The organism is Halomonas sp. BM-2019 (assembly GCF_017584085.1).
Map to the genome: position 1 here is coordinate 1,815,093 of NZ_CP071922.1, position 13,123 is coordinate 1,828,215.

Here is a 13,123-nt window from a genome sequence, read left to right on the forward strand (position 1 = left end):
AGCAGGAGTGGAGCGCCCGCTCGCCGCCCTACGAAGGAGGGTCAGTCGCCGTAGGGCAGCGAGGAGTGATGCAGGATGATGCGCAGCTCACCCTCATCGTCCAGGTGGTAGCCCCAGCTCTTGTCGACGGTGGTGGTATGGCCATCGGCATCGAGAATCGACACGGTGCCCATGGTCAGGGCGACGTCGCCGCTGATCAGGATGGCGGCATTCTCGATCTCGACCTCCTGCCAGCCCTGCAGGGCAAAGCCGCTGTCGCCGGGGAACTCGTCGTCATGGCCCACAAAGTAGGCCAGCGCACCTTCCGGGGTCGTACGGAATGTCTGGGGGGGCGCGGCCAGGGTGGGTTTGAACAGCACCGGGCCCATGGCATAGCCATAGGCGCTGTCGATGATCTCCAGGGCGAGCTCGCGGGCGGCGTCGATGCCCTCGTCCTCGTACGCATTCGAGATGGCGACCAGGGCCTCCCCCCAGGCCTGCTGGGCGGCGAGCACCTGCTCTTCTGTGATGTCTCCTCCCAGATGGGTGACCGGCGCGGCGTTGGCCAGAGCGCCGACGCCCAGGCCAAGTCCCAGAGCGGTACCCGCCAATATCGTCTTCAGCATCATGGAATCTCTCCCTTTCCTGTGTGGTGATACCTTGCGATCGAAATCGCGCTGTTACTTTACCTGAGCGCTCCCGGGATGCCAGCCGCCATCTGCCTCTTCCTCGTTCAGCACGCTGAGTGGCTCGGAGGCGTGCTTCGCTCCGCCGCCCGTGCAACGCGGTACCGATGGCGGTCGAGCGCCCGTCGGTGGCCACGATGCACCGTCGTGGCTCGCCTGACCGATCGATAGCACCAATACAGTGCGTATGCCCATTGCCAGGCGCACCGCAATAAGGCAAGCGACACCCGGCGGCGGCTCCTTTTAAATTTCAAGCAATTGAATATAAGAAGAAAGTTGGTGATCTCACCACTTTGGTACGCCCCTTGCTCAACCTGGTCATGATCACGCCGCCACGGGCCACCCATGACCGCGCATGAACCCCTCTCCGCCAAGCCGCCGACGGTCCCTTCTTCACCGACCACCCCGCCGCCGGCATCTGGCCACCGCTTCGATGCCGGGCGCCACTGGGAGGCGACGCTTTCGCTGCGCTTCGCCGCCCGGGAGGGGGCGACGCGGCTGACCCGGGCGCGCCACCGGGGGCCGCTGCGGGTCCAGCGTCCCTTCTACCCGGAGGGCCGCCTGGGCGCCTGCCATCTCTATCTGCTGCATCCGCCGGGTGGGCTGGTCAGCGGCGATGCCCTGACGATCTCGGCGCGGGTCGAGGCCGGCGCCCATGCCCTGCTCACCACGCCCGCCGCGGGCAAGCTCTACCGCGCCGACAGCCATGGGGTGGCCTGGCGCCAGTCCACGCATCTCCAGGTCGCCGATGGCGGCACCCTGGAGTGGCTGCCCCAGGAGACGCTGGCCTTCGACGGTTCCCGCGGTGAGCAGTCGACGACCATCGAACTCGAAGGCCAGGCCCGCTGCCTGGGCTGGGAGCAGCTGGCCCTGGGCCGGCCGGCAAGCCAACTGCCCTACCGCTCGGGGCGCCTCGAGCAGCGCTTTCGCCTGACCCGGGACGGGAAGCCGCTGTGGCTGGAGCGCCAGCCGCTCGACCCGGCCCACCCGCGCTTTCGCGGCCGCTGGGGGCAGGGCGGCGCCAGCGTCCAGGCGACCCTCTGGGCGGTGGGGCTGGGCGACGAGGGGGCGGCCATCGAGGCGCTGCGCGAACGCCTGCCCGCCTCGCCCCGCTGGGCGGTGACCGTGCGCCACGGCGTGCTGCTGCTACGCTACCTGGGGGATGAGCGGCGCGAGGCCTGGGCGCTCTGCGAGGCCGCCTGGCGGGTGCTGCGCCCGCGGCTGCTGGGCCTGGAGGCCGAGATCCCGCGCATCTGGCTGACCTGATTCCCTTCACAGACGAGACGACGCCATGGAACTGACCCCCCGCGACAAGGACAAGCTGATGCTCTTCCTGGCCGCTCAGCTGGCCGAGCGCCGCCGCGCCCGCGGCCTGAAGCTCAACTACCCCGAGGCGGTGGCGCTGATCAGCTTCGAGATCATGGAGGGCGCCCGCGATGGCCGCAGCGTGGCCGAGCTGATGAGCGCCGGCCGCGAGATCCTCGGCCGCGACGACGTCATGGAGGGGGTGGCCGAGATGGTCCACGAGGTGCAGGTGGAAGCCACCTTTCCGGATGGCACGAAGCTGGTCACCGTTCATAGTCCGATTGTCTAAAACTGGCTGCACTCGGCCATGCTGTGTTGGCTTCGCGACAAAAATTGCTCATTTACTAAAGTAAACTCCGCTTTTTTGCCGCTCGCCGCCTTGCCTGGCCTTCGTTCGCTCAGTTTTAGCTGTTCAGCAGCATTAAACCAGAGGGAAGAACCCCATGATTCCCGGTGAGTATCAGTTGCAGGACGGCGAGATCGCGCTCTGCGAGGGGCGCGAACGGATCACCGTCGAGGTGGCCAATACCGGTGACCGGCCGATCCAGGTCGGCTCCCACTACCACTTCGCCGAGACCAACCCGGCGCTGGTCTTCGACCGCGACAAGACCCGCGGCTATCGCCTCGACGTGGCCGCCGGCACGGCGGTCCGCTTCGAGCCGGGCCAGACCCGTGAGGTGACGCTGATCCCCTTCGCGGGCAAGCGGGAGATCTACGGCTTCCGCGGCGAGGTGATGGGCAAGCTGGAGGGAGACGCATCATGAAGCCGGTCAACACGATCAGCCGTCAGGCCTATGCCGATATGTATGGCCCCACGGTGGGCGACCGGGTACGCCTCGGCGACACCGAGCTGTGGATCGAGGTGGAGCGCGACGCCACCCACTACGGCGAGGAGGTAAAGTTCGGCGGCGGTAAGGTGATTCGCGACGGCATGGGCCAGAGTCAGTGCGCCGACGACGGCGTGATGGACACCGTGATCACCAATGCCCTGATCCTCGACTGGTGGGGCATCGTCAAGGCCGACGTCGGGATCCAGGCCGGACGGATCAGCGCCATCGGCAAGGCGGGCAACCCCGATACCCAGCCCGACGTGGAGATCGTCATCGGCCCCGGCACCGAGATCATCGCCGGCGAAGGCATGATCCTCACCGCCGGCGGCATCGACGCCCATATCCACTTCATCTGCCCCCAGCAGGTGGAGGAGGCGCTGGCCAGTGGCATCACCACCATGCTGGGCGGCGGCACCGGGCCCGCCACCGGCTCCAAGGCCACCACCTGCACCCCGGGCGAGTGGCATCTCGGCCGCATGCTCCAGGCGGTGGACGGGCTGCCCATGAACATCGGCCTGCTGGGCAAGGGCAATGCCAGCCTGCCCGAGGGGCTGGAAGCGCAGCTGGAGGCCGGCGCCATGGGCCTCAAGCTCCACGAGGACTGGGGCACCACCCCAGCCTCCATCGACAATTGCCTCTCGGTGGCCGAGCGCTACGATGTGCAGATCGCCATCCACACCGATACCCTCAACGAGTCGGGCTTCGTGGAGGATACCCTGGCCGCCTTCAAGGAGCGCGGCATCCACACCTACCACACCGAGGGGGCCGGGGGCGGCCATGCGCCGGACATCCTCACCGCCTGCTCGAAGCCCTATGTGCTGCCGTCCTCCACCAACCCAACCCGGCCCTACACGGTCAACACCATCGACGAGCATCTCGACATGCTGATGGTGTGCCACCACCTGGACCCCAACATCCCCGAGGACGTGGCCTTCGCCGATTCGCGCATCCGCCGCGAGACCATCGCCGCCGAGGATATCCTCCAGGATCTCGGCGTGATCTCGATGATTTCCTCCGACTCCCAGGCCATGGGCCGGGTGGGGGAGGTGGTGTGCCGCACCTGGCAGACCGCCCACAAGATGAAGGTGCAGCGGGGCCTGTTGCCCGAGGACGAGGCGCTGGGCGCCGACAACTTCCGCGCCCGGCGCTACATCGCCAAGTACACCATCAACCCGGCCATCACCCACGGCATCGGCCACGAGGTGGGCTCCATCGAGGTAGGCAAGCTGGCCGACCTGGTGCTCTGGAGCCCGGCCTTCTTCGGCGTCAAGCCGGCTCTGATCCTCAAGGGGGGCATGATCGCCATGGCCCCCATGGGCGATCCCAACGCCTCGATCCCCACGCCCCAGCCGGTGCACTACCGGCCGATGTTCGGCGCCCTGGGGCGGGCGGCCAGCGAGACCCGGGTCAGCTTCGTCAGCCAGGCGGCTCTGGACGCGGGGATCCAGGAGCGGCTGGGCCTCGCCAGTCGGCTGGTGGCGTGCAAGAACGTGCGCGGCGTCAGGAAAGGGGACATGAAGCTCAACGACGCCTGCCCCGAGCTCAGCGTCGACCCCCAGACCTACGAGGTGCGCTGCGATGGCGAACTGCTGACCTGCGAGCCGGCCACCGAGCTGCCGCTGGCCCAGCGCTATCACTTGTTCTGAGCGCCTAGCGCCGAGCGCCGAGCGGTAGACACCAAGGTGAGCGGCGCCGGGGACAGGTCGCAGCGGGGGTCCGATTCCAGGGAAGGAATCGGTAGCGTACAGGGACGTATTTACAGCGCCCCCGCCTAGACCTGTCGCCGGGTTAGCCGCGGCTAATAGGCTCCGAGCCAGAATTTAACGAGACGATGCCAGGGCTGGCTCGTCTCGAGACACCAGAGGAGCGGTTGTTCAATGCTGAAACTCACCGAACGCCTGGGCCCCATCGCGGCGGACCAGGCCAGCGATACCCTGACGCTGCCCTATGAGCTGCGTATTCGCGGCCGCCTCAAGGCGACGAGCGACGCCGGCCGCGACCTCGGCCTTTTTCTGGACCGCGGCCCGGTGCTGCGCGACGGCGAGGGCCTGTGCGCCGAGGGCGGCGAGGTGGTGCGCATCCGCGCCGCCGACGAGCCGGTGGTCACCGCGCGCATCGCCCCCGGCCTGCCCCTGGCGCGGCTCGCCTACCACCTGGGCAACCGCCATGTGCAGCTGGCGCTGGGCGAGGACGAGAAGGGGGGATACGTGCGCTTTCCGCCGGACCATGTGCTGGAGGAGCTGGCGGCACTGCTCGGCGCGCGGCTCGAGCACCACCAGGCCCCCTTCGACCCGGAGCCCGGCGCCTACCAGCAGCTGGGCGGGCACGGCCACGGGCACGGGCACTCCCACGGCCATTCACACGGGCACACCCACGACCATGAGCACGAGCATGGCCACCCCCATGCCCACTGAGCCAGAGGCGCCGATGGAGAGGGCGCCGGGCGACGACCTGGCGCTGCTCGGACTGCTGCAGCTGGTCAGTCCGGCGCTGCCCATCGGCGCCTTCGCCTTCTCCCAGGGGCTCGAGAGCGCCTTCGAGCTGGGCTGGGTGAGCGACGAGGCGAGCCTCGGCGACTGGCTCGAAGGGGTGCTCGAGGATGGCCTGACCCGCTGCGAGCTGCCGGCGCTTTCGCGCCTGCACGCCGCCTGGTCGGAAGGCGACGGCGAGGCGGTGGCCGCGTGGGACGCTTGGCTTGCCGCCAATCGTGAGACCGCGGAGCTCGCCGCCGAGGATGCACGCCTGGGGGTCTCGCTCAAGCGCTTGCTGGGCAGCCTCGAGCTGCTGCCGGCGGCGCCCGAGCTACCGGCAGGGGCGGGCTATGTGACGCTGTTTGCCTGGGCGGCCCGGGTGCGCGGCATTCCGGTGCGCCAGGCGCTGCTCGGCTTCGCCTGGGCCTGGCTGGAGAACCAGTTGGCGGTGGCCTGCAAGGCGCTGCCCCTGGGGCACACCGCCGCCCAGCGAATCGTCGAACGGCTGCGCTCGGCCCTGATCGCCGCGGTGGACGAGGCACTGGCGCTGCCCGACGACGCCCTCGGCCCGGCGCTGCCAGGCCTGGCGCTAGCCAGCGCCCTGCACGAGACCCAGTATTCGCGACTGTTTCGGAGCTAGGGTTGAGCGCCTAGCGCCTAGCGCCTAGCAAGGCCGGGTCCCTATGGGGTCAGACCCCGGCGGCGTCGAGTCCGCGCGTAAGGTGCACCATGATGGGCTTTGTGACTCGGCTGGGGTCTGACCCCATAGGGGGCACGGCTGGGGTCTGACCCCATAGGGGGCAGCCTCGGCGCAGCATGCAGCCGACCGCCATGGCTGCGACAGAATGAAAGTGATAGATAGGAGGAGAGACGACCATGACCCATTGTTTACGCGTTGGCGTCGGCGGCCCGGTGGGCTCCGGCAAGACGGCGCTACTCAAGCAGCTCTGCCTGGCCCTGCGCGACCACTACGATATCGCCGTGGTCACCAACGACATCTACACCCGGGAGGATGCCGACTTCCTGCTGCGCCACGAGGCGCTCGCCGCCGATCGCATCCTCGGCGTGGAGACCGGCGGCTGCCCCCACACCGCCATCCGCGAGGACGCCTCCATGAACCTCGCCGCCATCGACGAGCTCCAGGGGCGCCACCCCAGCCTCGAGCTGGTGCTGGTGGAGTCCGGCGGCGACAACCTCTCGGCCACCTTCAGCCCCGAGCTCTCCGACCTCACCCTCTATGTGATCGACGTCTCTGCCGGCGACAAGATCCCCCGCAAGGGTGGCCCGGGCATCACCAAGTCGGACCTCTTGATCATCAACAAGATCGATATCGCCGAGCAGGTGCATGCCTCCCTCGAGGTGATGGAGCGCGACTCCCGGAAGATGCGCGGCGAACGCCCCTTCGTCTTCACCAACCTCTACGACGGCGTGGGGCTCGAGACGATCATCCGCTTCATCCTCGACCGCGGCATGCTGCCGGAGCGCCGGCCCCAGGCGGATGCCGGCGCCGGCGCTACCGCCTGATGCCCATTACCCACCGATAGCGACTCGATACCTACCCGATACCTACTCGATACCTACCCGATACCCCGGCAAGGAGATCGCCGCCATGGCCTCACTCTCAACGTCTTTCACCCAGCGCGCTGCCCTGGCGGCTCTCGCCGCCGCCCCGGTCCTGCTGCTGCTGGCCGGTACGGCCCTGGCCCATCCGGGCCATCACCACCACCATGAGGGCGGCTTTGCCGCCGGTCTCGCCCACCCGCTGCTGGGGCTCGACCACCTGCTGGCGATGTTCGCCGTGGGCCTCTGGAGCCTGCGCCAGTCCCGGGTCCTGAGCCTGGGCGCCCCGCTTTTGGCCGCGGCCGGCATGCTGCTCGGCGCCGGGCTCGCCTGGGGCGGTGTGGCCCTGCCCGGCGTCGAGTTCGGCATCGCCATGAGCGTGCTGCTGGCCGGCGTGCTGATCGCCGCCCTGGTCAGCGTGCCCACCGCCGTCGGTGCCGGGGTGATCGTGCTCTTTATGCTCTTCCACGGCCACGCCCATGGCAGCGAGATGCCCCACGGCGCCTCCCAGCTCGCCTACCTGGCCGGCTTCACCCTGGCCACCCTGGCCATCACCTTCGCCGGGCGCCTGGGAGGCGCCTGGCTGATGGCCCGCCAGAGCCGCCTGCTGCGGGGCCTGGGGGTCGCCATCGCCGCCGCCGGGGCCTTCTTCGCGCTGGGCTAGCCGCCACCCCCCAGCGCCTGCGCCCGGCCTTGGCCGGGCGCTCTGGGTTGGGCTCCGCTTGACAAGCCTCGGGAGGCTGACCAGCTTGAGAGGGCCGACTGGACAGGGAGAGGAAGATGGACAAGCTGTGGCTGGGCGTGAAGATTGCCATCACGCTGCTGGTGGTGATCCTTCTGGTGCAGAACTTCGCCACCGTCGAGGTGCGCTTCCTGGTCTGGGGTCTGTCGCTGCCCCTGGCGCTGCTGCTGATGGCGGTCTACCTGCTCGGCATGGTCAGCGGCAAGAGCCTGCTGGGGGCGATCCGTCGGCTGCGTCGTAACGGCCAGGGCCAGGCGAGGCGCGACTAGTCCACATGGGTGACCGCCTGGCGCCGCGGATCAATGTGCCAGGGCAACCCCTGTCGCGCGTTGTGCTCCAGCTCGGCAATCACCTGGGCGCCGAGCAGCAGGATGATGGCGCCCACCTCCAGGCTCAGCAACAGCACGATCAGGGTGGCCAGCGAGCCATAGACGGCGTTGACGAAGGAGATGTTGGCGAAGTAGTAGACCAGCAGCAGGCGTACCCCCTCCCACAGCAGGGCGGCGACAAGCCCGCCGATCACCGCCCGGCGCAGCGCCACCCGCACCACCGGCAGCACCTTGTAGATGGCGCTGAACAGGGCGAAGACTCCCAGGAAGCTGGCCAGGTTGAGCACCGGCCCCGAGAGCCCGGCCATCGGCAGCTCGCGGCCGAACAGCGCCAGCCACAGGGCGTTGAGGGCACTGGCCAGGCTGACCAGCAGGGTCAGGGCGAGCAGGCCTGCGCCGAGCACCACCATGAAGGCGTAGGGCAACAGGACCGAGACCCAGGCGCTGCGGCCGTGATGGTGGGTATCCGGGGCGTGGAAGATGATCGCCAGGGCGTCCTCCAGCATGCGGAAGACGAAGGAGCTGAACAGCAGCAGCACCGGAAAGCCCAGGATGCCGATCACATCGCGGGTGTCGAGCAGGGCGCGCACCGCCTCCAGCAGCACCTCGGCATGGGCTGGGGCCAGGTGCTGTGCCTGCACCCTGAGCACCTCGAGCAGGTGGGTCTCGTCCACCACCCGAGCCAGTAACACCACCAGCAGGGCGAACAGCGGGACGATGGAGAGCAGGATGTTGTAGCCCACCCCACCCGCCAGCAGGATGCCGCGGTTGCGCAGGAAGGCGGTAAGTACCCGCCACATGAATCGCATCACTCGTGGCAGCAGGATGAAGAGGCGGTGGCGTGAGCGGCGCGCCGGGGGAGGAGAGGTCATGAGCCTGGTCATCCATGGGCGTTCCTGCATCATAGGCCCGGCGTGCTGGTCGGCGCCAATGCTCGGGTCGCGACTAGCCCCGCAGCGCCGGGTCAGCCGGGACCCGATGCGGTAGCGACACCCGTCCCGAGGGCTGTGTCCCGGCTCAACGATTCCGCCCGCTCAGTCCACAACCAGCATGCCCTCGACGAGGGCATGCAGTTCCTGCTGGAACTGCCCGCCGGGAGAGGGTGGATGGGGGTCCGAGGTGACCGCGATGGTCAGTGCCCGGTCGGGGATGACGTAGAGCGCCTGGCCGCCGAAGCCTCGCCCATAGTAGGCGCGCTCGCCGGCGAGCTCGGTGATGAACCAGCCGTACCCGTAGCCGTCGCCGGTCCAGGGCGAGGTGCCGCGGGGTGTCCAGGAGGCCTCGACCCAGCCCTCGGGCAGCACCCGCGTGCCGTCGATGACGCCGTCCTGGCGGTAGAGCTCGCCGATTCGCACCAGTGCCCGCGGCGAGAGCTGCATGTCGTTGCCGCCGAAGTAGATCCCTTGGGGATCCCGCGGCCATTCGGGGATGGCGATCTCCAGCGGCTCGCCCAGCAGCCGCCGCGCCAGGGCCAGGGTGCTCTCGCCGCCGGCGCGAGTCAGCGCCGCCGAGAGCAGGTGGCTCGAGCCCGTGGAGTAGAGCATGCGCCCGCCCGGCTCGTCGACGAAGGGACGCGAGAGGGCGTCGCGCACCCAGTCGGAGCTGGCCACCCAGGCCGCGTAGTTGCCGCCGGAGGTGCGCTCGAGGCCGGCCTGCAGCGACAGCAGGTGGCCCACGGTGATCTCCCGCACCCGCGGGTCGGCCTCGGCCGGCACCCGATCGCCGAGCAGATCGGCCGCCGGGCGGTCGGGGGAATCGATCACGCCCGCCTCGATGGCGGCGCCGACCAGGGCTGCCAGCACCGTCTTGGAGAGCGACTTGATGTTGGCCGGCCGGTCGACCCCGGGTCCACCGTAGGCGCGCTCGAAGCGGATCTCGCCCCGCTCGGCCACCACCACGGCGTGCAGGCGCTCGAGTCGGGCCGCTTCGTCGTCGAGGCGCTCCAGGGCGGCCGGCGCCAGCCGGGGCGGGCCCGAGGTCGCCTCGGCCTGCGCATGGCATGCCGCGGCCACAGCCAGCATAATGATTCCCCCCAGCAGGGGGCGCAGGGGGCTCAGGTTCGGCATCGAGGGCTCCTTGTCGGCCTTGGCGTGGGCCTGACATTCGAGGCGCCAGCGGCCGCTGGGTTCCGCCACCCATCTACCATTGCCGGTGAGACACCATGGCCAAGTTCGAACTGATCGGCACCGCCAGTATCCCTGGCAAGGGCACCGAGCTGCGCCTGCTGCAGCGCAACGACGAATTCTCCATCCGCATCGCCGGGTCCCCCGGCGAGCTGATGAACACCCGCCTGCACGGCTCCGAGGATGCCCTCGCGGAGCTCGCCTGTCAGCGCGTCGCCGACCGCCCCGGTGCCCGGGTGCTGGTGGGCGGCCTGGGCATGGGCTTCACTCTGGCCGCGGCGCTGGCCGCCCTGGGCGATGACGCCGAGGTGGTGGTGGCCGAGCTGGTGCCGGGTGTGGTGGAGTGGAACCGGGGCCCGCTCGGCGCCGCCGCCGGCTACCCCCTGAACGACCCGCGCACCCGGGTCAGCCTGGGGGACGTGGGCGAGCTGCTGCGCCGCGAGCCCGGCGGCTTCGATGCCATCATGCTGGACGTGGACAACGGCCCCGAGGGGCTGACGCGGCGCGAGAACGACTGGCTCTACTCCCCCAGGGGGCTGGCCGCCGCCCAGCAGGCGCTGCGCCCCGACGGGGTGCTGGCGGTGTGGTCGGCGGGCCAGGACGCCGCCTTCACCGAGCGCCTGCGCCGGGTCGGCCTGCTGGTGGAGACGGTCACGGTGCGCGCCCACCGGCCCGGCAAGGGGGCCAGGCACTGCATCTGGCTGGCCAGCTGAGATGGCGATTCTTGGGTTGTTGACCAGGGCGCTGTCGATCAGAGTGCTGCTGAGCCAAGGGCTGCTGCTGCTGGGCCTGTTGGCGCTGGCCGGCTGTGCCGGTCGGCTGACCCCACCCGAGGCGCCCGTCGCCCCGGTGCCGGTCTACCTGCTCGACCATGGCCACCACGCCAGCCTGGTGCTGCCCCGCCGCGAGGGCGGGGTGGTGCGCTACAGCTACGGCGAATGGCGCTGGTACGTGGAGGGCGAGCGGCATGCGCTTGCCGGCATCTCGGCGCTGCTGTGGCCCACCGCCAGCGGCCTGGGTCGCGGCGAGCACGCAGCGCTAAGCGTCGAGGCGGACCTGCGGCGTCTGGCGCCCGAGGGCGTCGAGGTGGTCTACCCGCTGGTCGCCGAGGAGGCGCGGGTGGTGGCGCTCAAGCGCCGCCTGGACGCCTATTTCGAGGTCCCGGGAGTGACGCCGGTCTACAGCGAGGAGTTCGATCTCAGCTTCGTGCCCTATCCCCGAGCCTACTGGCTGACGCACCAGTCCAACCTGGTCACCGCCCGCTGGCTGCGCAGCCTGGGGGTGGAGGTGCGGGGCATCCCCTGGCTCTCCAACTGGCGCCTCGAGGCGCCACCCCACCACGGGATCTACCAGAATGGAATGAGAGATCAGCGATGAGTGACACCCAGGACGGAGAGCGGCTCTCCAAGCGGCTGGCTCGACTGTTGCCCTGTTCGCGCCGCGAGGCCGAACTCTACATCGCCGGCGGCTGGGTAAGGGTCGATGGCCGGGTCGTCGAGGAGCCCCAGTTCAGGGTCCTCGATCAGCGTCTCGAGCTCGCCCCCGGCGCCACGCCTCGGGAGATCCCGCCGGCCACGCTGCTGCTCAACGCGCCTGCCGACATCGATATCGCCGACGCTGGCGAAGGCGAGGATCTGGCCAGACGGCTGATCCGCAAGAGCAGTCACTGGGCGGAGGACCCCGCCGGCCAGGCGCCCCTCAAGGCGCACTTCCGCGGTCTGGTGACGCTGCTGCCCCTGGGCCCCGGCGAGGCGGGGCTACTGGTGTTCACCCAGGACCGCGGGGTGGCGCGACGCCTCGAGGAGGGGCGTGCGCGGGTGGAGGAGGAGTGGCAGGTGGAGGTGATCGGCGGCCTCGACGAGCGTCAGCTCGAGTCGCTGCGGGAAGGCACGGCGGTCCCGGGGCGGCGGCTGGCGCCCGCCAGGGTGAGCTGGCAGAGCGAGACCCGCCTGCGCTTCGCGCTGAAGGGCCGGGTGCCTGGTCAGCTGGAGCTGATGTGCGGCGCCGTGGGGCTGAGCGTGGTGGCTACCCGGCGGCTGCGGATCGGCGGGGTGTCGCTGGGCCGGGTGCCGGTCGGCGAGTGGCGCTACCTGAGGGGCGGGGAGCGGTTCTGAGCGTTGAGCCGACCGGGGGGCAGCGTCCCTTTCCCCTGGGTGACCCCCTCTGTATGCTGGCATCGAGGTACCCATACCGCTCGGCAGTGCCGACCGGTGCCGTTCACGACGCCGAATCAGAGAGGATGCATCCATGTCGGAAACCGCCCAGACGTCGCCGTTCAAGGATAACCGTGTCAGGGGGCTGGCGGGTGTGGCCGCCGTCGCCGTCATCTGGGCCATCGTCGCCCAGTCCAACGCCGGGTCCCATCGCGAGGCCCGCGAGTCACTGGAGTCCGAACTTGCCGCCCTGGAGTCGCGCAATCAGGAGCTGGTCGGCCAGCTCGACGAACGCGACGAGGCCGGCGAGGAGATCGAGGTCCTGCAGGCGCGCCTGGCCGAGCTGCAGGACGAACGCGACGCCGCCGAGGCCGCCATCGCCGAGGAGCAGGCCGAGGCCCGCGGTGAGCTCGAGCGCCTGAACGCGGAGATCGAGGAGGCCGAGTCGCGCCTTGCCGCGCTGACCGAGCAGCGCGAGGCCCTCGAGGAGGAGCTCGAGGGCCTGGCGGCGCAGAAGGCGGAGCTGGAGGAGGCCCTGGCGGCGCTGAACGAGGAGCAGGAGGCCGTCAAGCAGGCTCGCGACGACGCCGAGGCCGCTCGACAGGATGCCGAAGAGGCACGTCAGGAGGCCGAGGGTGCCCGCCAGGCGGCCGAGGAGGAGCGTCGGGAGGCGGCTGCGGCTCGCGAGGAGGCCGAGGCGGCCCGTGACGAGGCCGAGGCCGAGCTCGAGGCGCTGCGCGAGCGGGTCGCGGAGACCGAATCGCAGCTGGCCGGGGTCGAGGCCGAGCTCGAGGAGCGCGAGGCCCAGTTCGCGGCCCTGGAGGAGGAGATCGAAGCGCTGGAGATCTGGCGCGATGAGGTCGCCGAGGAGGTCGGCGAGGCCCGCGAGGAGCGCGATGCAGCGCTGGCCGAGGTCCAGGAGGCCCGTGCCGAGCGCGATGACCT

The 13,123-nt window shown here is 69.9% G+C and carries 16 protein-coding genes; 13 read left to right on the forward strand and 3 right to left on the reverse strand.

The genetic code is table 11. From position 1 onward, the window contains the following. Positions 1–41: 41 nt before the first annotated feature. Positions 42–608 (reverse strand): phosphoribosyl-AMP cyclohydrolase, encoded by a 567-nt coding sequence (locus J5F18_RS09145; protein WP_346301932.1) that lies wholly within the window; start codon positions 606–608, stop codon positions 42–44. A gap of 402 nt (positions 609–1,010) precedes the next feature. Here J5F18_RS09145 and J5F18_RS09150 point away from each other — a divergent pair, with 402 nt between their 5' ends. The 9 genes from J5F18_RS09150 to J5F18_RS09190 all read left to right on the forward strand — a co-directional run bounded on the left by J5F18_RS09150 (position 1,011) and on the right by J5F18_RS09190 (position 7,842). Continuing rightward, positions 1,011–1,931: an urease accessory protein UreD gene (locus tag J5F18_RS09150; RefSeq protein WP_346301933.1), complete on the forward strand. Its 921-nt coding sequence runs from the start codon at positions 1,011–1,013 to the stop codon at positions 1,929–1,931. A gap of 25 nt (positions 1,932–1,956) precedes the next feature. Then, complete coding sequence (locus tag J5F18_RS09155; protein WP_346301934.1) at positions 1,957–2,259, forward strand: urease subunit gamma; 303 nt, start codon at positions 1,957–1,959, stop codon at positions 2,257–2,259. A gap of 154 nt (positions 2,260–2,413) precedes the next feature. Continuing rightward, complete coding sequence (locus J5F18_RS09160) at positions 2,414–2,734, forward strand: urease subunit beta (protein WP_346301935.1); 321 nt, start codon at positions 2,414–2,416, stop codon at positions 2,732–2,734. Continuing rightward, the gene (gene ureC, locus J5F18_RS09165) at positions 2,731–4,446 is read left to right on the forward strand and encodes an urease subunit alpha (RefSeq protein WP_346301936.1); all 1,716 of its coding nucleotides are present in this window, start codon (positions 2,731–2,733) and stop codon (positions 4,444–4,446) included. Before J5F18_RS09160 ends, ureC begins: the two co-directional genes overlap by 4 nt. A gap of 231 nt (positions 4,447–4,677) precedes the next feature. Then, positions 4,678–5,214 carry an urease accessory protein UreE gene (ureE, locus tag J5F18_RS09170; RefSeq protein WP_346301937.1) on the forward strand — a complete coding sequence of 179 codons (537 nt, stop codon included), beginning with the start codon at positions 4,678–4,680 and terminating at the stop codon, positions 5,212–5,214. A 13-nt stretch (positions 5,215–5,227) separates the two neighbouring features. Continuing rightward, on the forward strand, positions 5,228–5,911 hold the full coding sequence (locus J5F18_RS09175; protein WP_346301938.1) for an urease accessory UreF family protein: 684 nt from the start codon (positions 5,228–5,230) through the stop codon (positions 5,909–5,911). A gap of 236 nt (positions 5,912–6,147) precedes the next feature. Further along, entirely contained in the window at positions 6,148–6,795 is a 648-nt protein-coding gene (ureG, locus tag J5F18_RS09180) for an urease accessory protein UreG (protein ID WP_346301939.1), read from the forward strand. Positions 6,796–6,880: 85 nt separating this feature from the next. Then, a complete protein-coding gene (locus tag J5F18_RS09185) occupies positions 6,881–7,495 on the forward strand; it encodes a HupE/UreJ family protein (RefSeq protein WP_346301940.1) in 615 nt (204 codons plus the stop codon). Positions 7,496–7,611: 116 nt separating this feature from the next. Next, entirely contained in the window at positions 7,612–7,842 is a 231-nt protein-coding gene (locus J5F18_RS09190; RefSeq protein ID WP_346301941.1) for a lipopolysaccharide assembly protein LapA domain-containing protein, read from the forward strand. On the opposite strand, the gene J5F18_RS09195 is transcribed toward J5F18_RS09190, so the two are convergent. Then, positions 7,839–8,774 (reverse strand): YihY/virulence factor BrkB family protein, encoded by a 936-nt coding sequence (locus J5F18_RS09195; RefSeq protein WP_346301942.1) that lies wholly within the window; start codon positions 8,772–8,774, stop codon positions 7,839–7,841. The two genes, J5F18_RS09190 and J5F18_RS09195, sit on opposite strands and share 4 nt — an antisense overlap. Before the next feature lie 162 nt (positions 8,775–8,936). Continuing rightward, positions 8,937–9,968 (reverse strand): serine hydrolase, encoded by a 1,032-nt coding sequence (locus J5F18_RS09200; RefSeq protein ID WP_346301943.1) that lies wholly within the window; start codon positions 9,966–9,968, stop codon positions 8,937–8,939. 95 nt (positions 9,969–10,063) lie between these two features. Here J5F18_RS09200 and J5F18_RS09205 point away from each other — a divergent pair, with 95 nt between their 5' ends. The 4 genes from J5F18_RS09205 to J5F18_RS09220 all read left to right on the forward strand — a co-directional run. Beyond that, positions 10,064–10,738, forward strand: coding sequence for a hypothetical protein (locus J5F18_RS09205; protein ID WP_346301944.1), 675 nt, complete (start codon positions 10,064–10,066; stop codon positions 10,736–10,738). Between the two features lies 1 nt (position 10,739). Next, entirely contained in the window at positions 10,740–11,402 is a 663-nt protein-coding gene (locus tag J5F18_RS09210; protein WP_346301945.1) for a hypothetical protein, read from the forward strand. After that, the gene (locus J5F18_RS09215; protein WP_346301946.1) at positions 11,399–12,139 is read left to right on the forward strand and encodes an RNA pseudouridine synthase; all 741 of its coding nucleotides are present in this window, start codon (positions 11,399–11,401) and stop codon (positions 12,137–12,139) included. Before J5F18_RS09210 ends, J5F18_RS09215 begins: the two co-directional genes overlap by 4 nt. A gap of 133 nt (positions 12,140–12,272) precedes the next feature. Next, on the forward strand, positions 12,273–13,123 hold an 851-nt coding region (locus J5F18_RS09220; protein WP_346301947.1), incomplete at its 3' end, for a hypothetical protein.